The following is a 21,393-nucleotide window of genomic DNA, read 5'->3' as shown; positions in this document are numbered from 1 at the left end:
GGTGCGGAGGGTGTGGTGCCTGGGGACGGAGTCGAACCGCCGACACGGGGATTTTCAGTCCCCTGCTCTACCACCTGAGCTACCCAGGCAACGAGCGCCGCCTTGTATGGCGGGAGCGACGGGATTTGAACCCGCGATCTCCTGCGTGACAGGCAGGTGTGTTGACCGGGCTACACCACGCCCCCACGGATTGGACGGCACTCCCGCCGGAGTCCTAGTGTACGGACGGCGTGTCGAAAAGTCAAAAGCGGCGCGGTACGATTCCTGCGGAGCACACGGCGAGGTCCGATCCCCAGGAGGCACGCAGATGGACGATCGGGGCATGGGATTCGTATCCGAGCAGACGATGGCGATGCTGGTGGACCTGTACGAACTGACGATGGCGCAGAGCTACTTCCGCGAGGGTCGCAACGAGACCGCCACCTTCGACCTGTTCATCCGCCCGCTGCCCGCCCGAAACTTCCTCGTGAGCGCCGGGCTGGAGTCGGTGCTGGTGTACCTGGAGCGCATGCGCTTCCCCGAAGAGGGCCTCGCGTACCTTGAACGGCTCGGCCTGTTCGACCGCGCGTTCCTCGACCACCTGCGGGCGTTGCGGTTCACGGGTAACGTCCGCGCCATCCCCGAAGGCGAGATCTTCTTCGCCACCGAGCCGGTGCTGGAGGTGACGGCGCCGCGGATCCAGGCGCAGATCGTCGAGACGTTCCTGCTCAACCAGATCAACTGCCAGGTCACGGTCGCCAGCAAGGCCGCGCGCGTGGCGCTGGCGGCGCAGGGGAGGCCGGTGATCGAGATGTCGCCCCGGCGGACCCACGGAACCGACGCCGCGATGAAGGCCGCGCGCTCGGCGTACCTGGCCGGGTGCGCCGGCACGTCCAACGTGCTGGCCGGCATGACATACGGGATCCCCATCTACGGCACGATGGCGCACTCCTACGTGATGTCGTTCGACGACGAGCTCACCGCGTTCCGGACCTACGCCCGGCACTTCCCCGACAACTGCGTCCTGCTGATCGACACCTACGACACCGTGCAGGGCGCGCGGCAGGCCGCGATCGTGGCGGGCGAACTGCGCGAACGCGGACACCGGCTGCGGGCGGTGCGCATCGACAGCGGGGACATCGCCGACCTCAGCCGTCGCGTGCGCGCCGTACTCGACGAGGCGGGGTTCCCCGAAGTCCAGATCCTGGCAAGCGGCGACCTCAACGAGCACCGCATCCGAGCCCTGCTCGCCGACGGCGCGCCGATCGATGCGTTCGGCGTCGGCACCGAGATCGGGGTGCCTTCTGACGCACCGACGCTGGGCGGCGTGTACAAGCTTGTCGAGGACGAATCCGGCTTCCGCATCAAACGCAGCGCCGGCAAGATTACGCTCCCCGGCCGCAAGCAGGTGTGGCGGGTGCTGAGCGGCGGTCGGTGGGTCGAGGACGTGATCGCACTGGACGAAGAGCCCGCACCCCCCAACGGCACGCCCCTGCTGGTGGAGGTGATGCGCGACGGGCGCCGTCTCGCGTCGGAAACCCTCGTGCAGGCGCGGGAGCGCTGCCTGTCGCGCCTACGCGAGTTGCCCGCACCGTTGCTCGTCCCGGACGGCGGCACCCACCCCGTGCGTCGCAGCCCCGGTTTGGACGCCGTCTTCCACAGCATGGCGAGCGCCGCCTCCCTTTGAACGCCCAGGAGGGGTTTGCTTCGAACGAGCATAAAAGATACGGAAGCGGGACGCACGCAGCGCGCTCGGCCCACCGCCACTGCGGATCCGCGGGAACCTCATCGTCCCGCCGGGTCTACGACGATCTTGACTCCTGATGCCGGCCATACCAGCGACCCACCTGCGACGACCCCGCTCGGCGGGGGTGGAGGGTTGACGCGGCGCCAGGTCGTCGCCGTCGCCTGGACCGCCGCGCTGCTGGCGCTGCTGTTCGCCGCGGGCCGCCAGGCCGCGCAGCTGGCACGCTTCTCCTGGGATCAGGCCGTCGGGTACACCAGCGCATACCTGCGGCCGCTGCCCCACGGGCCATCGACGCCTCCGATGGCCCGGCGCGTCGTGCTCGTCGTCGTCGACGGCCTGCGCGAGGACACCTCCCGCCGGCTGCCGACGCTGAACGCGCTGCGTGCCAGGGGCGCGGACCTCGTCGCAGTCACCGGCGAACCCTCCCTGTCGTATCCCGGCTGGACGATGATCCTTACCGGAGCACCTCCGGAGATCAGCGGCGTCGTCACCAACGCGTTCACCGGCCCCATCCGGGCCAGCAACCTGTTCTCGGTGGCCCGGGCGCAGGGCATGCGCACCGCGCTGGCCGGCAGCGCGGGCTGGCAAAACCTCGTGGGCCCCTGGGTCACCGACGGCCACTACGTGCCCGATCCGGAAGCCTACGCAGACCCCGCACGGTCCGATGCGCAGGACCGCGCGATCGCCGAGGCTGCGCGCGCGCTGCTCCGCTCGGCCTCCGCCCCCCTGGTCGTCGTGCACTTCGCGTCGGTGGACCACATGGGTCACGCGTTCGGTGCGGCTTCGGCACAGTACGGCAACGCCGCACTCGCCGCCGACGCTCATCTGGCTTCGCTGCTCGCGATGGTCGACCTGGACGAGGACGTCGTCTTCATCACTGCCGATCACGGACACACCGACCGCGGCGGCCACGCCGGCTGGGAGCCGGTCGTCAAGCACGTGCCGCTGGTGGTTGCTGGCAGGGGCGTACGACAGCGCGCGAGCCTGACCGTCTCGTTGGCCGACGTCGCGCCGACGGTGGCCGCGTGGCTCGGGCTGCCCACTCCCACGCACAACACCGGACGCGTGCTGGTCGAGATCGGGAACGTGCCCTGGCAGGCCCTCGCCGGGTGGGCCCGCCAGTTGCAGGCGTTCAACGAACTTTACCTGCACCGGGTCCAGCCCGGTCAAGCCGCCCAAGCCGGTCCGCCGCCGGTCGCCGCAGACGACGTCGCCGCTTGGCACCGCCAGCTGACCGCACAGCGCGACGCCGCGCGCGCCGCCCAGCTCCGACGGGAACGGTTGGCCCGGCTGCCGTTTGTGCTCTTGTTCGCGGCGGTGCCGGCGGTCCTGATCGCGGTGCTCGGGCGTCGAGCGTCCTGGCGCGCAGGGCTGGCCGGCGCGGCCGTCTACCTCGCCCTGTACGCGGTCGTCTACTTCGGGATCCGCGGCCACACGTGGTCTTTGAGCGTCATCAACACCGAGGACAACATCGGCCCGTTCTTCCGGGCGCGGGTCGTGGACGCGGTTGCGGTCGCCCTCCTGGCTGCGGCGGTCGCGGGCTGGCGGATGCGGGAGCGCTCCTGGGCCGGCGCCGTGCTCGCCTCCGCCCAGGCACTGTTGCTGTCCGCGTACGTGATCTTCGTGCAGGTGCTCGCCTTCTACGCACTGTGGGACGTGAAGTTCCCCTGGTACCTGCCCGACTTCGGATGGGGTTTCAAGTACTACCTGGACCTGCTGCAGCTGGCGGCCATCGGCCAGCCCATCACGCTGATTGGCGCACCGGCGGCCGCACTCGTGGCGTGGGCGGTGGCGAGGAAGGTGGTCGGGCAGCCGCCCGCGGAACGCTGAGCGCTATTCGAACGCGATCCGGATCCGGTCCCGGTCCTGCGGGTAGTAGCCCAGCGGGTTGGTCAGCTCCCGTCCGTTGACGAGGATCCGCACCCTGCCGGGCCGCCCGTCGGGGCAGGCATCGCCGTTCCTGTAGGTCTTGCCGTCGGGCAGCGTAATGGATTCGGGGGTGACCTCCATGCGCACCGACCGGAAGAAGGTCGCCAGCGTCGCCTGCCGCCCCTCTTCGTTGGTCTCCGGGTGCACGTGGATGACGTCGTCCCCGTGCGTGTGGACGTTGCCCGGGCTGGCCGGCAGAGGCGGCAGGCGCTGTCCGCAGATCTCGATCGAGAACGGCGCGTGCCAGTGCGCCCCCGCCCGGGGAAAGTTCGGCTGCGACCGGATGGCGTAGGTGACCACAGCGAGCCCCAGCACGACGATCCCACCGAACAGCCACGGCCACGTGCGGTCGAACAGAGTTTTGTGCTTGCGGGCCAAAGCGGGCTTCTTGCGCTTGCTCATGCTCCCCTCTCCTCACTTGCCAGGCGTGCGACGGCCCGTACCAGACGGTTCATCGCCTCGCCGTGCGGGATCACCGCGTCGCATCCCGCGGCCAAGCCAGCCTCGCGCCGGGGGTGGTCCGCATGCCCGCAGAAGCCCACGACCACCGCTTCGGCCCAACGTGCGCGCACCGAAGCCACCGCCCCCGGTGACACCCTCGCCAGGTTGACGATCACGACGTCCGGGCGCCCGCGATCGTCGGCCGGCGTCCACCCGGCCCGCCGGATCTGGTCCCGGAGACGGGTCGAGGACAGTAGGTCCGGGTCAAGCACGTGGACACGCATCGCCACCGCTAGACGGGATACCCCATGCTCTGCAATACGAGCCGGCCCTCTTCCGTCAGACGCTCGGGTGTCCACGGCGGGGTGAACACGATCTCCACGTCCACGCCGGTGACACCTTTGAGCCGGCCGACCTTGCTCTTGATCTCCTCCGCGAGCATCGGACCGACTGGGCAGCCCAGCGCAGTGAGCGTCATCTTGATTGCGACCTGTCCGTCGTCCTGCCTGAGGTCGTAGATCAGGCCCAGGTCCCAGATGTTGACTGGGATCTCGGGATCGTAGCAGGTCTTCAGCGTTTGGATGATCTCTTCGCGCGTGGCCACCGCGCCGCCTCCGCAACGCGTTCTCCCCGGGGCCGAATGCACCCCGCGAACGGGTCACACCAGTAGATGATACACGAGCCACCGGTCGTGCCGTGCAAACTCCCGTAGTATATTGCAGACAAGTGGTGCGCGGGGAGGGACGAATGACCAAGGAAGCGATGACGCGACCCGAGTTCGTGGAGTTCCGCTGCCCGGAGTGCACCCAGATCACACGGTTCACGATCGGCATCCGCGAGGGCGTGCCCTCCGACCGCCCGGGCGCGCTCGACTACTTCCCTCGATGCCGGCACTGCGGAGCGCAGCTGCGCATCACAGTCTTCGACCAGCCGCGCTGGACCGCGTCGCCGCTGGGCGTCCTCGCGGTGCTGGGCGGCCTGTCCGTCCTGCTGCTGGTGTGGGCTGCAAGGCGCTCCGGCGCACACCAGCCTTGAGCGCGGATTCGGGGCGCGTCCTTTTCCTGCCTGCCGAGTCCCATGCGGCATTTCCACCGACCCGACGAAATCGTCATCGGCTACGACGAGAAGACCTTCCCGAAGGAGGCGGTGGCGGCCGTCCGCACGGCCTGGCAAACCGTCGGGCGGGCGCGGACCATGCCGTTTCTGCGTGCCGATCCGCGCGCGCCGGCCGGAGTCCTGGTCACGTTCGGAACATTTGCCGACGAGGAAGCGATGTCGGCCTTGCTGGCGGCCGTGGCCGCAGAGAAATGGAAAGCGGCCCGATGCGCGCTCGTCGACCTCTTCCGCGCGGCGGCGCAAGCGCCCGTGGAGTTCCAGTTCCGGTACGACTGGGACGGGCTCATCGTGCGCGGACGCTTCTGCCCGCGTTCGCCGGCCGACCTGGACCTCGCCCTGTGCGAGCTGGCCCCACTGGCGGAACGGATCCGCGCCGACCGCCGAGCGGGGCTCCTGCCCGCCGGAGCGGGGCTCGTGACCGCGACGTTCGACGGCAGGTGGCGACCGCTGGAGGGCCACGGCTACGACGCCCGGCGCGGAGGGCCCGTGCGCAGGGTCTGGCGCGGAACATGGGGGCGAGCGGACGTGCCCGAACCGTAGCCGGCGCGGCGGACATCCGCAGATGAGCATCGTCCGCGCCGTCCTGCTGCTCGCGCTCGTCGGCCTGCTCGTCGTCTGGCCGACGCTGGCGCTGTGGTATACCGACTGGCTGTGGTTCCTCGAACTCGGGTACCCCTCGGTCTTCTGGGTCCCCACGCTCTCCCGCGCCGGTCTCGCCCTCTTTGTCGCGGCCGTGGTCTTCGTGATCCTCTACGCCAACGTGCGCCCGGTGCTGCGCGCCCACCCACGAGCGCGGGTCATTCAGATGCGGGCGGAAGGCGATGGCTTCCGGCCCCTGGGCCGTCGCAGGCGCCTGCCCCTCGTCGCCGCGGGGGTCTGCGCCGCGGTCGCCGTGCTGGCGGGTGTGGCCAACACGGGCCAGTGGGTCGCCTTCCAGCAGTTCCTCCACGCAGCATCCACCGGCACCACCGACCCGGTGTTCGGGTTGGACGTCTCGTTCTACCTGTTCCGGCTGCCCTTTTGGCGGTTCCTGCAGCACCTGCTGTGGGGCTGGCTGCTGTTCGCCCTCGCCGCCGTGGTCGTCGGCTACGCGATGGACACGGCCGCGCTGGCGATGCGCGGCGTGTGGTCGATCGCTCCCTCGGTCCGGGCGCACCTGTCAGCACTGGGTGGGATGCTCCTGTTGGTGCGCGCTGTGGGCTTCCGCCTGGACGCCTACGAGCTGCTCACCTCCCAGCGCGGTTTGATCTTCGGCCCGACGTACGCCGACATGCACGCGCGCCTGCCCGCCCTGAACGCACTCGCCGTGCTCGCTGCGCTTTGCGCGGTGCTCCTGTTCGCCAACGTGTGGCTGCGCACGCTGCGGCTGGCCGCGGGCGTGGTGATGTTGATGGGCGCGGCGTGGATCGTGGGGCTGGGCATCGTGCCGGCCGCCGTCCAGCAGCTGGTCGTCGCCCCCAACGAACTCAGCCGTGAGATGCCGTACATCCAGCACCACATCGATGCGACGCGGCGCGCGTTCGGGCTGGATCGGGCGCGGGAGCAGACGTTTGCGGTCACCGAGCGGTTGGGCAGAGAAGCTCTGGACCGAAATCGCACGACGCTGGACAACATCCGGCTGTGGGACTACCGGCCGCTGCTGGAAACCTACCGCCAGCTGCAGGGGTTGCGTGCCTACTACGTGTTCGCCGACGTCGACATCGACCGATACCGCATCGGCGCGCGGCAGCAGCAGGTGATGCTGGCCGCGCGGGAGATGGACGTCTTGCGCCTGCCCGCCCCCGCGCGCACCTGGGTCAACGAACACCTCGTCTTCACGCACGGCTACGGCGCCGTCGTCTCGCCGGTCAACCGCGTCTCCGAAGAGGGCCTGCCCGACCTGTGGGTTCGGGACATCCCCCCACGCAGCGACGTCGCGGAACTGCAGATCGCCCGACCGGAGATCTACTTCGGGGAGGCGACGCGCAACTACGCGATCGTCGGCGCACGGATCGACGAGTTCAACTACCCGCGCGGCGAGGAGAACGTGACGACGCGCTACACCGGGCGTGCGGGGATCGCGCTGTCTAACCCCCTGCGCCGCGCCGCCTTCGCCACGCGGTTCGCCAACGCCAAGATCCTGCTCTCGACCGACCTCACCGCCCGCAGCCGCATCCTGTTCGCGCGCACCGTTCAGGAGCGCACGCGCCGCCTGGCCCCGTTTCTGGCCTTCGACCGCGATCCGTACATGGTGATCGCCGACGGCCGCCTGTACTGGATCGTCGACGCCTACACGACCTCGGACCGCTACCCCTACGCGCAGCCGCTGCGCGGCCTCAACTACATCCGCAACTCCATAAAGGCCGTCGTCGACGCCTACCACGGCACTACGACGTTCTACCTAGTGGATCCCCAAGACCCCCTCGCCCGCGTGTACGCGCGGATCTTCCCGGGCCTGTTCCGCCCCGCTTCGGAACTGCCCGATGCTCTGCGGGCGCACCTTCGGTATCCGGTGGATCTGTTCGAGACGCAGGCGTTCGTCTACGCCACTTACCACATGCGCGACCCGCGCGTGTTCTACAACCGCGAGGACGTGTGGTCGTGGCCCAACGAACTGTTCGGCGACCAGACGCAGCGCGTGGAACCCTACTACGTGACGATGCGCCTGCCCGGCAGCCGGGCGCCGGAGTTCGTGCTGATCCTGCCGATGACCCCGCAGCGCCGCGACAACATGGTCGCCTGGATCGCGGCCCGCAACGACCCACCACACTACGGCGAGCTGCTCGTGTTCCGGTTCCCCAAGGACAGGACGGTGTTCGGGCCGATGCAGGTCGAGTCGCGGATCAACCAGGACACCTTCATCAGCCAGCAACTCACGCTGTGGAACCAGCAGGGATCCCGGGTCATCCGCGGCAACCTGCTCGTCGTACCGATCGAGGACTCGCTGCTGTACATCGAGCCGATCTTCCTGCAGGCCGCCACCAGCCAGCTGCCGGAGCTCAAGCGCGTCATCGCCGCGCACGGGCCGCGGATCGCCATGGAGGAGACGCTGGAGGGGGTGCTGGCACGGGTGTTCGGCCCCGCGCCCGCACCTCCCCCCACCATGCCGCCCAGTTCGGCCGCGCCGGACGCCCGCTCCGCCGAACTGGTTGCGGAGGCGGCGCGGCGGTACGAGCGCGCGCAGGAGTTGCTGCGCGCAGGCGATCTCGGAGCCTATCAGCGCGAAGTCGACGCCATCGGTCGGATCCTGCAGGAGCTGCAGCGCCGACAACGGCCATAAGCCCGCTGCGCGTCAGCGCAGGGGACCCGGAGGCAAAAACGGCTGCTGGAACAGGATCCCGGTCTGGCCCAGACCGACGGCGCCGCGCGCCCGCGGGAATGCGGTCAACCAGACCTCCAACCACAGTTCCTGCCGGGAACCGAGGTACGTCAGGCTGGCGGCCCAGCAGTCCTGGTAGTAGGTGGCCTGCACGAAGTCGTGCAGCAGCGTGCCGGTGGTGGGCACGTAGATCGCCCGGTAGGCGACCTCCCACTGCTCGCTCAGCCGCGCCCGCAGACTCCCCTCGACGGAACCGACGGTCCAGGTGTTGGGGTCTACGGAGCTGGCGAAGTTCACGATCCAGTTGGGCTGCGGCAGCCATTCCACCCGCAGAGTCAGTGCGTCGGCGCGGCCGGCGAGGAAGTTGTAGCCGCCCGTCAGCTCGGCGGCCAGCGTCGCCTCGCGGTAGGACAGCCCGAACTGCACGTTGTGCAGACGCGTGACGTCGCGGTCGAACAGAAAGGGCGTCCGGCCGAAGTTGTCCTGGTAGTTGTAGGTCAGGCGGGCGGTCAGGCTGTCGGTGAAGCCGTGGGAGACGCCGACCGTCCCGCCGAAGATCCCCCGCAGGTCGCCGGTGGAGTAGTAGGACAGCCGTCCGTTCAGGCGCACATCCGTGGTGGTGCGGTCGGCGATCCGGTGTGTGCCGGCCACGATGACCTGTCCGTCCAGGCGCACGGCCGAGACCGTGCCGAGTGCGCCCCCGGGCAGCGGCACGTTGTGCTCCTGGAACAGACCCAGCCCCGCGTTGAACTGCGCCAGCAGGCTGACGTCGCCCAGACGCAGGGGTTGGGCGAAGGGGCTGTACACGATCTCTGGAAGCCGCGACAGGGAGTAGAAGTTGTCGCCCGCATAGGCGGGGCCGTCCAGGTCGAAGCGGTGCTCCGCCGTCAGGCGCAGCGTGTACCCGGGGCCGAAGTAAACCAGGTCCAGCCGCGGGATCGACTCCTGGTCGGCCGGACTGTCGGGAATGCGAAGCTGGGAGTACGGAACATCGATCCGGCCGCGCAACCCGGGCAGGATCTGACGGTCGTAGGTCAGGCGGGCGGCAAACGCCTCGTTGGGCTCGGTGCCGAAGTCGTCGGCTCCGTAGCTAACGAACAGGTTCGCCGTCTGCACGGCGTCGGCATAGACAGCGTCCAAGCTGCCGAAGAACGCCGACGCCGACCTTCCCCCGCCGAAGTTGCGCTGAAAGTAGTCCAAGAAGATCCCGGCCGCGAACCCCCCCCCGAAGTTGTGCCGGTGCTGGAGACGGGCGCGATGGTCCGTCCCGCCGGTCTGGCGATTCGGCAGCAGGTACAGGAAGTAGTTTCCGTCACCCTCCGCGTAGCGCCAGATGTGTTCGACTCCCGCGCCGAATCCGATCCGCTCCATCCAGTCGGTGTAGATGAAACCGTAGTGGCTGTCGTTGACGAAGTAGGTGGTCGTCATCTTCACGAACCACCCCTCGGCCTCGTTGTACCCGACCACCGGGAAGACCCGCTGCTGGCGTGGCTCGCGCAGGAAGATCACGATCACCGGCAGCGTGAACACCTTCCAGCCGAATAGGTGCAGCGAGGCGCCGCGCAGCACGAGTTTGTCTTGCGGGATGAGCTCGACGTGGTCGGCGGTGATCTTGTAGGGGGTCTGCGGGTCGTCGAGATCGCAGGTGCTGACTTCGGCATTCGTGATGCAAATGCGCTGGTTGATGTTGCCCTCGATGCGTCCCGCCCGGATGTGGATGGGGTCGAGCACGAGCGGATCGCGCCACCGGGTCTCTGCTGCGTCCATGCTGCCGAACCGCGTGCGGAAGTTGTACGTCAGCTGCTCGGCGGTGACGACCTGGCCGCTCTCCTCGAGCACCACGTTGCCGCGGGCGACGAGTTCGAGCTCGTTGAGGTCCAGCAGCACCTCGTCGGCCCGGAGGATCACGTCCTGATAGGTGATGACGACGCCCCCGCGCGCGTACACGAGCCCCCGCGCCTCGTCGTAGCGCACGTACTCGGCGCGCACCTGGACCGGGATCTCTTCCTGGGCGTAGGCCCCCAGCAGGGGCGTGGCGAGCAGGGCCGCAACCAGCATCGCCAGGACTCGGACCCGGCCCGGCGCGAGACGCACGCCGATCACGGCCTGACCTTGAACACCGTGTCTACGGTTCCGAACGCCTCGAAGGTGTCTTCGCGCAGCGACACGACGACCTTTTCGGCCTCCAGCCACGACCCGTCGTCACGTTCCAGTCGCACCCGACGGCCCGTGAGAACGATCTTGCCGTTGAGATCGTCGTACTCGCCCCGATCACCGGTTGCGGATCGGCCGGCCTGGGTAACCCTGACGTTTCCAGTGGCGACGCTGTCGCGCGTGCTGATCGTGATGACGAGGCGTTCGGAGGTGAGCGTGGCGGGGCTTTCCAGCGCCTTTCTCTCCTCGTCGGTCCTGGGGGGATTGGCGAGCCTCTCGCGCACCAGCCACTGGCCGCTGACCTGGTCGAGCCGCACGCCCCCCACCAGCTCGATCTGATCCTTGGCTTCTGAGTAGACGGCCTTTTCCGCGCGTGCCTTCTTGTCGACCTGCTCGATGCGGACGTCGCCCTCGGCGGTGGCCTCGTTGGTCTTCTGCCACTCGAAGGTCATCAGCTTCTGGGCCGTGATCGTCGTGTCTTCCTTGGCCAGCGCCGCCAGCACTCTGTCGGTTTCCCGTCCCCGCGGGGGCGGTCCGCCCTTGCGGACGAGCCGGGCAGGGCCGGGCACGCGCGCCCGCTTGGCGGCGAGGTCCGCCCACAGCGAGGGGCCGGCCAGCGTCGATCCCTCGGTCACCAGCTCCACCTGCCCCTCGGCGAACGCCACCTGCTCACGGGAGCGGTACTTGAGGGTCTGCGAGCGCAGCGTGAGGTTCGGTTGGGTAACCACGACGCCTCCGGAGGCGTGGACGACCTGCGGGTCCGCCTCGTACTTGACTGTCGGCGCCGCGAGGGTCGTGTGTGGCTGAACGACCTTCGCGCCGCCCTCGGCCCAAGCGATGCGCGTGCGCTCGTGATAGACGAGCACCTGGCAGGTGATCGTCGTGTCGCCGATCTGAAGCGTCACGTTCCCCCGCGCCTCGAACACGCGATTTCTGGCGTCGTAGCGGATGCGGTCAGCGCGCAGCCGGCCCTGCTCGCCCTGCGGCGGCGCGATCGGCTGCTGTCCCAACGCCGGTGCGGCTAGCGCCAGCGCCGCGGCCACGGCCACCAGCCACCCACCGGAGAAATTCGACCAGCGTCCGTTCATGGCCTCGGCGTGGGCAGCGAGCGGATGTCCAGTGTGACGTCCACCCCGCCCTCCATCTCCACGGTCTGCTGCAGAATGAAAAAGCGCAGACTCTTCGCCTGCGCGCGGTTGTTGCCCAACTGGAAGGCCACGCCCCTCGGGAACGCCAGTACGGCTCGCTCGTTGATGTACACCATGTACGGGGCGCGCAGCCAGTCCCCGTCGGGGGAGGTGACTTCGACCCCGCCGGTGGCGACGAAGTTCTGGCTTTGACGGTTCAGCACGATGCGCTGTGCGCGGATGTAGAGGAACTCGCGCCCCTCGCGGAAGACCGTGGCGCGGTCGACGCCTTCGAAGGTCGCACGCTGCAGGTCGGCTGACACCTCGACCTGTCGGCTGCGCAGATCCACCTGGGGATCGCCGCGGTGCCGGATGACGATCCGCGCCTGCTCGGCCCGCAGCTGCACCGGAGGGGCCGGCGTGGGTTGTGCGGCCGGTTCCGTGGCCGACCGATACGCCCAGTACCAGCCGACTGCGAGCAAGCCGACCGCAGCAGCGACGACGGCAACGGCGGCCGATCGGGGCATCGTCACACCGCCGCGGGCTGCGTGCGCCGGGCCCCGACGCCGCGGGGCCTGCGCAGCGTCAGGATGCCCTCCGCGCGCAGACAGAGCAGCACGCCCGCCGCCAGAAAGACGAGGTTGGCCATCCAGGCCGCGAGGAACGGATGCAGCGCGCCGGCCCGCCCCCACGCGCGCGACGTCGACATGATCACGTAGTAGACGAAGATGAGCACGATCGCGGCGGCGACGCCGGTGAACCGGCCCCCGCGCGTGGCCTGCAGGGCCAGCGGCGCGGCGAAGAACGCGAAGATCAAGGCCGCCATCGGCGCGGCGAACTTGAAGTAGTAGTCGACCGCGATGGGCTGCGTGTCAACCCCGCTGTGCCGCAGCTGCGCCATGTGCGTCTGCAGTTCCGCCGCCGACATCTGGTCGGGCGTCTTCTGCTGCAGGAAGAACCCCTGTTCGTCGGGATCCACCCGGATGTCGAATCGCCGAAAGCCGGCCTCGTAGTTCGTGTACCCATCGGCGTCAAAGCTGCGCACCACTCCGTCCTCCAGGTGCCAGAACCCGTCGCCGTACGTCGCGCGCCTGGCGGTGATCAGACGCGGGAAGTCCCCTCCGAGTTCGTAGACCATGACGCCCAGCAGCACCCGGTTCGTATAGTCCACCTCCCGGATATAGAAGTAGCGGTCATTCGGCCCTCGGAAGAAGACGTTCTGCTTGATGTTCGGGAACACTTCCCGAAAGACCGTCTCGCGGATCAGGCGGTCGGCCTGCTGGTTCGCCCACGGGGTGAGGTACTCGTTGACCCCAAACGACATCATGGTCACGCCGAACGCGAACACAAGGATCGGTGCGAAGATGCGGGTCAGCGACAGCCCGGCCATGCGCAGCGCGGTGATCTCGCTGTCCTTGGCCAGCCGCCCGACGCCCAGCAGCGACGCGAACAGCATCGACACCGGGAAGGTCAGGACGAGGATGTGCGGCATCTTGTAGAACAGCAGCCGCAGCAGGTTGCCCAGCCCCACCTGGCCGCGCGCGAGGTAGTCGGCCAGCACGTACAGGATGTCCCCGATCAGGATGACGATGAAGCCCGACACGCCCATGAGGAACGGGGGGACGAGCTCGCGGACCATGTAGCGGTCGAGCAGCCGGATCATGATGCCGCAGCCGGTGATCGGGGACGCACAGTTTTCGACCCGAGGCCCAGGATCGATTCTCGATCCGTGACCCCTCCCACGCTCATCGCCGCCGGTTGCTCCACTGTGCCCGAAGCTGGTCGACGTTGGCGCTGGCGAGCGCGTTCTGGACGAACCGTGCCAGGTTGACCTCGCCGCGTTCCAGCGCCACCAGCTGCTCGGCGAAGTGGCGCACGAGGATCAGTCCCTGGGCGAAGGCCGTGTCCAGGTACTGCGTGCGCTCTTCGGGGTTGCCCAGCATCAGGCGGGCTTCGACGGCGTGCACCAGGCTCTCCAGCGCCACGCGATCCCACGTACCCCACCCGCGCGCTTCGGCCTGTTCCCTCACCAGCGCGAACAGGTCCCGGGAGCGCTCCAGCAGGTCCCCGTAGCTCGCCAGCACCGGCCGCACGACGGCACGGACGAACGAGCGGACGACAGCCCGCGTGTTCGGCCCCGCCGCCGGGCCGGCGACGACGTAGATCGTTCCGTTCAGCGCCACGTCCTCGACGGAGTCGCGCGGGGCCAGCAGGTTGGGGATCACCACGAACTTCTGGAACGGCAGCGCGTTCAACCGCAAGAACGTCGCCGCCTGACGGAGGCGGTCCTCCACGGCGTTGCGGTACTGCGCGGCCTGCGCCGCATGCTCCTGCTGTGCCCGCTGCCACAGCTCCTTCCCGTTCGCCGCCTCGTACAGCTCGCGCACCAGGACGTCGAATCCCCTCAGGTCGGCCGCGGGGCTGGCCTGCGGTGCCGGTGTCGCGCGCGGGGCCGGTGTGGCTCGGGCCGTCGGGGTCGGTGAGGGCACGGGGCTGGCCGTCTGAGCGGCCGGCGCGGCGCCATTGCCCTCGCGCAGGTCCGGGCTCAGGCGCAGCGCGTACTCCGTCAGCCGGAAGTTCGTCACCTGTCGGTCCGCCAGGAACTCCCGCACCTTGCGCACCGCCTCCGGCGCGGTCCGGCCGACGCTGTCGCGCAGCTGCCGTTGCTCTTCGGGCATGCCCTGCAGCATCCGTTCAGGGGACGCCGCCACCCAGGCCACGAAGACCGCGTACAGGCGCACGTCGGCGGCCGTTTCGAAGCGGTTGGCCAGCAGGTTCTCGATCACTGCGGCGGTCTGGACCACCGACCCGGTGCGGAACCGCAGGACGAAAGGCTGGCTCATCACGTTGTTGGCGCGGTCGCGACCCAGGATGTGGACCTCGTAGTTCGTGTTCGGCCGCATGTCCGAGGGGATGACCGTCAGCGTGCGGTCGCCGTTCGACCAGGTGGGGTCACCCCACGTCAGCGTCGGGGTGGCCCGCAGCGAGACCGAACCCGCCGACATCGGCTCGCTGAACGTGATCGCGATGCGCGCGTCGCTGACGTTCTCGGCGCCGTTGGCGGGCTCGGTCGCGGTGACCGTCGGCGGCGTCGTGTCCGTCGCCGGTGTGCGCACCAGGTTGGACTCCGCGCACCCCGCCAGCAGCGCGGTCACGACCAACAGGGGCAGAAAGCGGCTCACGGCGGCTGCCTCCTAGGGGATCTCCACGGTGGCCGTCAACTCCACGATATCGTAGTCCGCCGGCGCCCGGCCCCGCGGCTGCTCCCAGCGCCGGAACAGATCACGCGTAAGGTCGAACGTCACGAATCCGAAAGGATCGTCCGGGCCCCGGCCCAAAGCGTCGTAGGGCCGGTTGGTCGGGTCGGTGGTGACGGCGTTGATCTTGATCTGCTCAAGCGTCCCCCCGCCCGGCGGGGCCAGGAGGTTCAGCGGCAGCTCCACCCGGATCGTCTTCTGGTCGGGCCCGACCGCCGCCCGCGTGTAGGGCTGGGGGGGCAGGGTGGTTCGGAACAGGAACGGCGGCTGGTCGATCGTGCGGATGGCCGCGAAGAAGAACCGGCCCCGCTGGAACAGGACGTAGTGTGTCCACCCGCGTCCGGTCGGCTCCGGTCCGACGAGCAGGCCCGGCTGGGTACTGAACGCGATGTAGTAGTTGCCGGCGTCCGGCCCCTGCTGGATCGTCCCCGCCACCGCCAGGCCCACGACGAAGACGCGCGACGGCTGTGCCACAGCGGAACCGACCGCCACGGCCAGAAGTATGATGCAGAGGAAAAAGCAGGTCGACCGCATGCGCCCCGAAAACGCCGCCCGCCGCGTCATTCTACCAAACGAACGCGACCGCCGCTTTGATGGTTCCGCCTGCGTGCCGGGACCGGTCTCAGCCAGTATCCGGGTTGGCCCGATACAATGGTGGCGTGAGGGCCGTCGTGACCGGTGCCACCGGATTCATCGGGGGGGGCGCCTTGCGTCCGTGCTGCGGGAGCGGGGCTGGGACGTCCGGGCGGTGGTGCAGCCGGGGCGGGACCCCACGCGCCTGGTGGCTCTGGGCGCCGAACCCGTCGTCGCCACCCTCGACGACCGACAGGCCCTGTCTGAGGCGTGCCGGGACTGCGACCTGGTCTTCCACGTCGCCGCGGCGCTGGGCCCCGATGGGTCGCCCCCAGAGATGTTCCGCGTGAACGTCGAGGGCGCCGGACACGTGCTGGAGGCCGCGGTGGACGCGGGGGTGCGGCGGTTCGTGTACACGAGTTCGGTGGCCGTCTACGGAGAGCAGGCACCCGAGGGGGCTGACGAGGACACGCCCCAGCGCCCCAGCGGACCGTACGGGGAGTCCAAAGCGGCCGCCGAGTCTTTGTGCTTCGACCGTTCCGCCCGCACCGGGATCTAGGTCGTCGTGCTGCGCCCCTGCTTCGTCTACGGCCCGGGCGACAGACACTTCACGCCGACCGCCGCGTCGATCCTCCGCGGCAGCTGGTTTCCGCTAGTCGACGGAGGGCGCGCGCCGTTGGATGTCGTCCACGTCGACGACGTCGCCCACGCCCACCTGCTGGCCGCGACCGTGCCCCATGCAGCCGGCCGCACCTACAACGTCACCGACGGGGCGCGTCGGTCGATGCGCGACCTGGTGGAGATTGGGGCGCGCGCCATGGGCGTGGCGGTGCGGACGATCCCGATTCCGTATTGGTCGTGCGAACTCGCGGCGGCTTTGCGTGTGATCGCGAGGCTGCTGCGCACGCCGGGTCGCGATCTGCTGACCGGGGACAACCTGCGCGCGGTGGCCGCCCCCCCACCACTTCAGCATCGCGCGCCCGCGCCGAACTCGGATACGAACCTGCCCACCCAGCCCAAGAAGTGCTGCCGGAGGTGCTGCGCCCGCACGTCGCGCCGCGCTTCCCAGACGGCTGAAGTGCGGCTCGCCCAAGACGAGGGGAGCCATCGACGGGCGGCGCGTTCGGCTGGCTGGGGGGCCAGGATTCGAACCTGGGTTCCCGGATCCAAAGTCCGGTGTCCTACCGCTGGACGACCCCCCAGCACAAGGGGATTGTACTAGAGCTGGGCGCTGCGATCCGAGCCGCTCAGGCCAGTGCGATCGCCTCGATCTCGACCGCGGCGTCGCGGGGCAACCGGCCGACCTGCACCGTGGCCCGCGCCGGGCGCGCGTCGCGGAAGAACGTCGTGTACTCCTCGTTCATCGCGCCGAAGTCGTTGAGGTCGGTGAGGTAGACGGTCGTCTTGACGACCTTGTCCAGCGAAGAGCCGGCCGCCTCGAGAATGGCCTGCACGTTCTGCAGCGCCCTGCGCGTCTGCAGCCGGACATCTCCGACGATCAGTTGGCCGGTGCCCGGGTCGAGCGCCACCTGCCCGGACACGAACACGAACCCGCCGGCCCGGATCGCCTGCGAGTAGGGACCGATCGCCTGCGGGGCATCGTCGGTGTAGACGATCTCCTTGTCTGCGGGGACCACGTTCCTCACCTCCGGTCGTGGTGTGGCGTCATCCGCTAGGGTACAACCAGAGCGCAGTCCGCAGACCCTCGCGCCTCTCAGCGGCCGGATGCGGGGCCCGTCACAGCGTCCCGCCGACCGCAAGGAGGAGCTGGATGCGAGCGAGGTTCTGACCGAAGCGTGCCTGGGCCAGGCCGAGCTCGGCCTGCGCGGCCGCCGCCTGCGCCGACGTGAGTTCCAGCGAGGTCCCTACACCCGCGTCGAAGCGCACGCGCGCGATGCGCGAGGCTTCCTGCGCCTGGTCTGCGGCCTTCTGTGCGGCGACCAGCTCGGCGGCCGACTGCTCCAGCGCGAACCACGCCTGGCGGACCTCCAGTTCGATGCGCTGGCGGATGTGCGCCTCGACGACCTTCAGCTGTTCCAGACGGAGTTCCGCCTCGCGGATGCGCTCGCGCGTGATCCCGCCGTCGTACAGCGAAAGCGTCACCGCGATCGTCACGGACCACAGCCCGCTGAGGCTGCCACCGCCGGTGACGTCGTAGTTCACGCCCAGCACGACGCTGGGACGCCCCCCGCTGGCCGCCAGTTCGATGCTCGCCTGCGCGGCGTCCATCCTCGCCCGCACCTCCGCGAGTTCGGGGCGTTCGCGCAGCCCGCGCGCGATCGCATCCGCCATCGTCCCCGCGACCGGGCGCGGCTCGAGGCTGTCCGTCAGGTGGAGTGGGGCATCCAAGGGAAGTCCCACGAGCGCGTTGAGGCTCACGTGCGTGCTGCGAACCTGCGAGGTGGCACGCGCGACGGCCTGCTGCGCGTTGGCCACCGCCACCTCCGCCTGAAGGACGTCGAAGGCCGGCGCCACCCCGGCCCGCAGGCGCGCCTGCGCCACCCGCAGGTTCTCGTCGGCCTGTTCTGCGGCATGCCGCGCCGCGGTCAGGCTCTCCTGCGCCAGCAGCGCCTGCAGATACGCCTGCTGCACCGAGAAGACCACCTGCTGTCTGGTCCGCTCCAGCACCGCGCGCGCGCCCCGCAGGTTCGCCTCGGCGAGGGCGATCTGCGCCTCCGCCCGCCCGCCGCTGTACAGCGGGTACTGGGCGGCCAGCCGGAGCGCCAGCAGGTTGGGATCGGGAGGGGCCAGGGTGACGGTGATCACAGGAGGCGTGGGGCCGAAGGGGTTGGGGAAGGTGAGCGTCTGGCCCGGCTGCTCCTGCGTCCGCGTGTACGAAGCCGACAGCGAGATCTGCGGGTTCTTGGCCGCGCGCGCCTGGGCCAGCTGGACTTCCGCGACCGCGACGTCGAACGCCGCGGCGCGTAGCGTCAGGTTGGCGCGCAGCGCCGCCGCCGCCGCGTCAGCGAACGACAGCCTTCGCGGCGCGGGCTGGGAAGCGACGGCGGGAACCACCGACCCTCCGATCAGCACACCGACCAAAAACGCGACACACAGCCGCATCTGGGCAACCCTCCTCTGGAAGTTCAGGGGGCCGGAACCCACAAGATCGTACCGCACGCCGGTCGCGACCCGACGATCGATCCTGCGCAGGCGACAGAAAACCCCGGCCCTCAGGGGATTTGCGACACGGCGTCGCTTAGCCGAACGACCGGCGTGCCTCGTTCGTCGGCGCCGTCGAAGACCAACAGGGCGAAGAGGTCGTCGACGAGCTTCTGCCGTGGCTCGCCGGACACGATGAACGTCCCCACGCCGACGACTTCGGCCCGGAACTCGCGCATCAGGTCGTACATGCCGCGCACCGTGCCCCCGCCTCGCACGAAGTCGTCGACGAACAGTACCCGCTGTCCCTCCCGGACGGCCCGAAGCGGCAGGGTCATCTGCTGCACCAGGCGCGACGACCCGGAGATGTAGTTCACCGTCACCGCCGGCCCCTCGGTCACGCGACCGGCGCGGCGGATCGTCACCAACGGCACGTTGAACGCGCGGGCGGTCATCAACGCGATCGGGATGCCCTTGACCTCCATCGCCAGCACCGCGTCCGGCCGGCGGTCGGCGAAGTACGTCGCGAAGGCCTCACCGATCCGCTCCACGATCGACGGGGTGGACAGCAGATCCGTGGTGTACAGGAATCCGCCGGGCAGCAGGCGGCTGGGGGCCCGCAGCCGTGCAGCCAGGTCCTCGGCGACGGCGCGGATCCGCCGCGGGTCCCGCCGCGGCACGAACCGGACACCACCCGCCGCGCCCGGCAGCGTCTCGATGTGCCCCAGGCCGAAGCGGTCGAACGCCCGGCGCAGACTGGCGACGTCCTCGCTCACCGTCGACTTCGCGGTGCCCAGCAGTTGTGCGAAGGCGCTGAGAGGGTGGACACGATAGGGCGCCGAACGCAACGCGTCGGCGATGGCGATCATCCGCTCGCCCCTGCGCAGACGCCCCGTCCGAGCAACAGAGGACCTCATCCTAGCCATCCCCTATCCCCTGCCACCTGCTGCGAGGACGCTCTCTGCCACCGCCAGGTTGTCCGGCTTTCCGACGTCGACGTCGAGTGCGATCTCGGGGTAAGCGCAGACCACCGCGTGGCCGCGCAACCCGGTCAGCTCGTGCAGCCGTCGTTCGACGTCGGCGACGCTCAGCTGGCCCATCGCATACTTCATCACGTACTTCGCGCCGAACAGGCTCGCCAGTTTGGCCGGGTTCTTGCGGGCCTCGATCGCCTGCTCGATCAGCGGACGGATCCGCGTCACCGCCGAGGGCCGCACGACAATGAGGCTGCCCCCGGTGAAGCTGCCCTCCCGCACGCGGACGAACGTCTTCCGCGCGCCGGGGAACTTCGACTCCACTTCCTCCCGCCGCACGATCCCATAGCCGAAGTCGCCGCCGCGGTCGAGGGCGGCGGCGACGAACGCGGAGACGGCCGCGGGGGTCAGCAGCGGCAGGTCGCCGCCGCACAACAGGATCCACTCCGCCTCCGGAAACGCTGCCAGGCCCTCGACCACGTTGTGGATGAGCTCTCCGCGCTCGGGGATCCACCGGTCGCACAGGGAGGCGACCGCGTCCGGGAGCGGCGCCGGCGCCACCAGCCCGATGCGTCGGACTTCAGGTGCCGCGCGCAGCGCGCGCAGCACCCACTCCACCATGGGACGGCTGCCCACCGGCAGGAACGCCTTGTTGGCTACCCCCTCCGGCAGCGCATCTTCGCGACCGCCGCCGGCCATCACCACGGCGTCGAGGGCGCTAAGCGCCCGTTCGTCCTGTGCTTGGGGCTGCGGCATCTGGAAGCTCATCGCTCCAGCTCGGCGAACGTCCGCGTCACGACGACGTCGCCGTCGAAGTCTTGCCCGATCTCTGCGGCCGCCCTGCGGGCGTCGCCCTCGCGGGCGAACAGACCGAAGACGACCGGTCCGGTGCCCGTGAGCGAGGCACCCAGGGCGCCTGAGGCCAGCAGGCGCGACTTCGCCTCCGCGACCTGCGGATACCGGGAGCTGACCAGCGGCTCGAAGACGTTGCCGAGGTGCGCGGCGACCTGCGCGACGTCCTCCCTGCGCAGCGCGGCGATCAGCGCCTGCGTGTCGGGCCGCCGCTGGATGCCGGCCAGGTCGAGTTCCCGGTATGCCCACGCCGTCGAGATCTCGAAACTCGGACAGGCCAGTACGACCCATGTGGTCGGCAGGGTGTGCAGGAACTGAAGCCTCTCCCCGCGCCCGGTAGCCAGCGCGGCGCCGCCGACCAAAAAGAACGGCACGTCGGATCCGATCTGGCCGGCCAGCGACAGCAGCTCCCGGTTGTCCAGTCGCAGCTTCCACATGTGCGCCAGGCCGAGCAGCGTGACGGCCGCGTCCGAAGACCCGCCGCCCAGGCCGGAAGCCGGCGGGATCCGCTTTTGGATCTCGATCTGGATGTCGCGGTCAACGCCGTAGGTCTCGCGGAGGAGTTGGGCAGTGCGGAAGACGAGGTTCTGCACGTCCGTCGGCACGGCGCGGTGGTCGCACAGCACGGTGATCCCGCGGTCGGCTTCTCGCAGGATGACGGTGTCGTGCAGTTCCAGCGTGTGCAGCACCGTCTCGATGTCGTGGTATCCGTCGTCGCGCCTGCCCAGCACGTCCAGCGTGAGATTGACCTTCGCGTAGGCGTTGAGCCGCAGCTCCTTCAAGGCGACCACCCCCTTCGGTCAAGACAGCACGACCCCGACTCCCACCCCAGCCGACCGCCGCC

19 protein-coding genes, 3 tRNA genes and 1 pseudogene are annotated in these 21,393 nt (G+C 69.5%); 6 read left to right on the top strand and 17 right to left on the bottom strand.

Going from position 1 to position 21,393, the window contains the following annotated elements:
• Positions 1–13: 13 nt before the first annotated feature.
• Both QN163_02625 and QN163_02620 read right to left on the bottom strand, forming a co-directional pair.
• Positions 14–89, bottom strand: a tRNA-Phe gene (locus QN163_02625).
• An 18-nt stretch (positions 90–107) separates the two neighbouring features.
• Positions 108–185: transfer RNA gene (locus QN163_02620), tRNA-Asp, on the bottom strand.
• A 122-nt stretch (positions 186–307) separates the two neighbouring features.
• Here QN163_02620 and QN163_02615 point away from each other — a divergent pair.
• Both QN163_02615 and QN163_02610 read left to right on the top strand, forming a co-directional pair.
• Positions 308–1,666, top strand: coding sequence for a nicotinate phosphoribosyltransferase (locus QN163_02615; protein MDR5682908.1), 1,359 nt, complete (start codon positions 308–310; stop codon positions 1,664–1,666).
• Between the two features lie 192 nt (positions 1,667–1,858).
• Positions 1,859–3,556: an alkaline phosphatase family protein gene (locus tag QN163_02610; protein MDR5682907.1), complete on the top strand. Its 1,698-nt coding sequence runs from the start codon at positions 1,859–1,861 to the stop codon at positions 3,554–3,556.
• 3 nt (positions 3,557–3,559) lie between these two features.
• On the opposite strand, the gene QN163_02605 is transcribed toward QN163_02610, so the two are convergent.
• From QN163_02605 to QN163_02595, 3 genes are read right to left on the bottom strand one after another with little or no spacing between them, the layout of a single operon-like run.
• Positions 3,560–4,057: a hypothetical protein gene (locus QN163_02605; protein MDR5682906.1), complete on the bottom strand. Its 498-nt coding sequence runs from the start codon at positions 4,055–4,057 to the stop codon at positions 3,560–3,562.
• Entirely contained in the window at positions 4,054–4,380 is a 327-nt protein-coding gene (locus tag QN163_02600) for a hypothetical protein (GenBank protein MDR5682905.1), read from the bottom strand. Before QN163_02600 ends, QN163_02605 begins: the two co-directional genes overlap by 4 nt.
• An 8-nt stretch (positions 4,381–4,388) precedes the next feature.
• Positions 4,389–4,700: an iron-sulfur cluster assembly protein gene (locus tag QN163_02595; protein MDR5682904.1), complete on the bottom strand. Its 312-nt coding sequence runs from the start codon at positions 4,698–4,700 to the stop codon at positions 4,389–4,391.
• Between the two features lie 143 nt (positions 4,701–4,843).
• On the opposite strand from QN163_02595, the gene QN163_02590 reads away from it, so the two are divergent.
• The 3 genes from QN163_02590 to QN163_02580 are packed head-to-tail and all read left to right on the top strand — an operon-like array spanning position 4,844 to position 8,471.
• Positions 4,844–5,131: a hypothetical protein gene (locus tag QN163_02590; protein MDR5682903.1), complete on the top strand. Its 288-nt coding sequence runs from the start codon at positions 4,844–4,846 to the stop codon at positions 5,129–5,131.
• A gap of 42 nt (positions 5,132–5,173) precedes the next feature.
• Positions 5,174–5,752, top strand: coding sequence for a hypothetical protein (locus QN163_02585; GenBank protein MDR5682902.1), 579 nt, complete (start codon positions 5,174–5,176; stop codon positions 5,750–5,752).
• A gap of 22 nt (positions 5,753–5,774) precedes the next feature.
• Complete coding sequence (locus tag QN163_02580; protein ID MDR5682901.1) at positions 5,775–8,471, top strand: UPF0182 family protein; 2,697 nt, start codon at positions 5,775–5,777, stop codon at positions 8,469–8,471.
• 12 nt (positions 8,472–8,483) lie between these two features.
• Here the strand turns inward: QN163_02580 and QN163_02575 are convergent, their stop codons facing one another.
• From QN163_02575 to QN163_02550, 6 genes are all read right to left on the bottom strand, one after another.
• Positions 8,484–10,613, bottom strand: coding sequence for a hypothetical protein (locus QN163_02575; protein ID MDR5682900.1), 2,130 nt, complete (start codon positions 10,611–10,613; stop codon positions 8,484–8,486).
• Positions 10,610–11,752, bottom strand: a complete 1,143-nt coding sequence (locus QN163_02570) for an LptA/OstA family protein (protein MDR5682899.1) — start codon at positions 11,750–11,752, stop codon at positions 10,610–10,612. Before QN163_02570 ends, QN163_02575 begins: the two co-directional genes overlap by 4 nt.
• The gene (gene lptC / locus QN163_02565; GenBank protein ID MDR5682898.1) at positions 11,749–12,318 is read right to left on the bottom strand and encodes an LPS export ABC transporter periplasmic protein LptC; all 570 of its coding nucleotides are present in this window, start codon (positions 12,316–12,318) and stop codon (positions 11,749–11,751) included. Before lptC ends, QN163_02570 begins: the two co-directional genes overlap by 4 nt.
• Positions 12,319–12,320: 2 nt before the next feature.
• Entirely contained in the window at positions 12,321–13,454 is a 1,134-nt protein-coding gene (locus QN163_02560; GenBank protein MDR5682897.1) for an LptF/LptG family permease, read from the bottom strand.
• An 82-nt stretch (positions 13,455–13,536) separates the two neighbouring features.
• Positions 13,537–14,973, bottom strand: a complete 1,437-nt coding sequence (locus QN163_02555) for an Ig-like domain-containing protein (protein MDR5682896.1) — start codon at positions 14,971–14,973, stop codon at positions 13,537–13,539.
• 12 nt (positions 14,974–14,985) lie between these two features.
• A complete protein-coding gene (locus QN163_02550; GenBank protein ID MDR5682895.1) occupies positions 14,986–15,612 on the bottom strand; it encodes a hypothetical protein in 627 nt (208 codons plus the stop codon).
• Between QN163_02550 and QN163_02545 the strand changes: the two are divergent.
• Positions 15,551–16,381: pseudogene (locus tag QN163_02545) on the top strand (NAD-dependent epimerase/dehydratase family protein). The gene QN163_02550 and the pseudogene QN163_02545 overlap by 62 nt on opposite strands.
• A gap of 368 nt (positions 16,382–16,749) precedes the next feature.
• Here the strand turns inward: QN163_02545 and QN163_02540 are convergent.
• The 6 genes from QN163_02540 to ispE form a co-directional block, all read right to left on the bottom strand.
• Positions 16,750–16,823 (bottom strand) — tRNA-Gln (locus QN163_02540).
• Between the two features lie 45 nt (positions 16,824–16,868).
• Positions 16,869–17,258 carry a RidA family protein gene (locus QN163_02535; GenBank protein ID MDR5682894.1) on the bottom strand — a complete coding sequence of 130 codons (390 nt, stop codon included), beginning with the start codon at positions 17,256–17,258 and terminating at the stop codon, positions 16,869–16,871.
• Between the two features lie 100 nt (positions 17,259–17,358).
• Positions 17,359–18,684, bottom strand: coding sequence for a TolC family protein (locus tag QN163_02530; GenBank protein MDR5682893.1), 1,326 nt, complete (start codon positions 18,682–18,684; stop codon positions 17,359–17,361).
• Between the two features lie 110 nt (positions 18,685–18,794).
• Entirely contained in the window at positions 18,795–19,640 is an 846-nt protein-coding gene (purR, locus tag QN163_02525; GenBank protein MDR5682892.1) for a pur operon repressor, read from the bottom strand.
• 12 nt (positions 19,641–19,652) lie between these two features.
• Positions 19,653–20,465, bottom strand: coding sequence for a nucleotidyltransferase family protein (locus QN163_02520; GenBank protein ID MDR5682891.1), 813 nt, complete (start codon positions 20,463–20,465; stop codon positions 19,653–19,655).
• Positions 20,462–21,331: a 4-(cytidine 5'-diphospho)-2-C-methyl-D-erythritol kinase gene (ispE, locus tag QN163_02515; protein ID MDR5682890.1), complete on the bottom strand. Its 870-nt coding sequence runs from the start codon at positions 21,329–21,331 to the stop codon at positions 20,462–20,464. The genes QN163_02520 and ispE overlap by 4 nt, the downstream gene beginning before the upstream one ends.
• Positions 21,332–21,393 lie beyond the last annotated feature (62 nt).

This window comes from Armatimonadota bacterium (genome assembly GCA_031432545.1).
Taxonomy (GTDB): Bacteria; Sysuimicrobiota; Sysuimicrobiia; order Sysuimicrobiales; family Sysuimicrobiaceae; genus Caldifonticola; species Caldifonticola tengchongensis.
The sequence above is the reverse complement of the archived record's forward strand: the minus strand, read 5'-3'. Positions and strand labels throughout refer to the sequence as shown.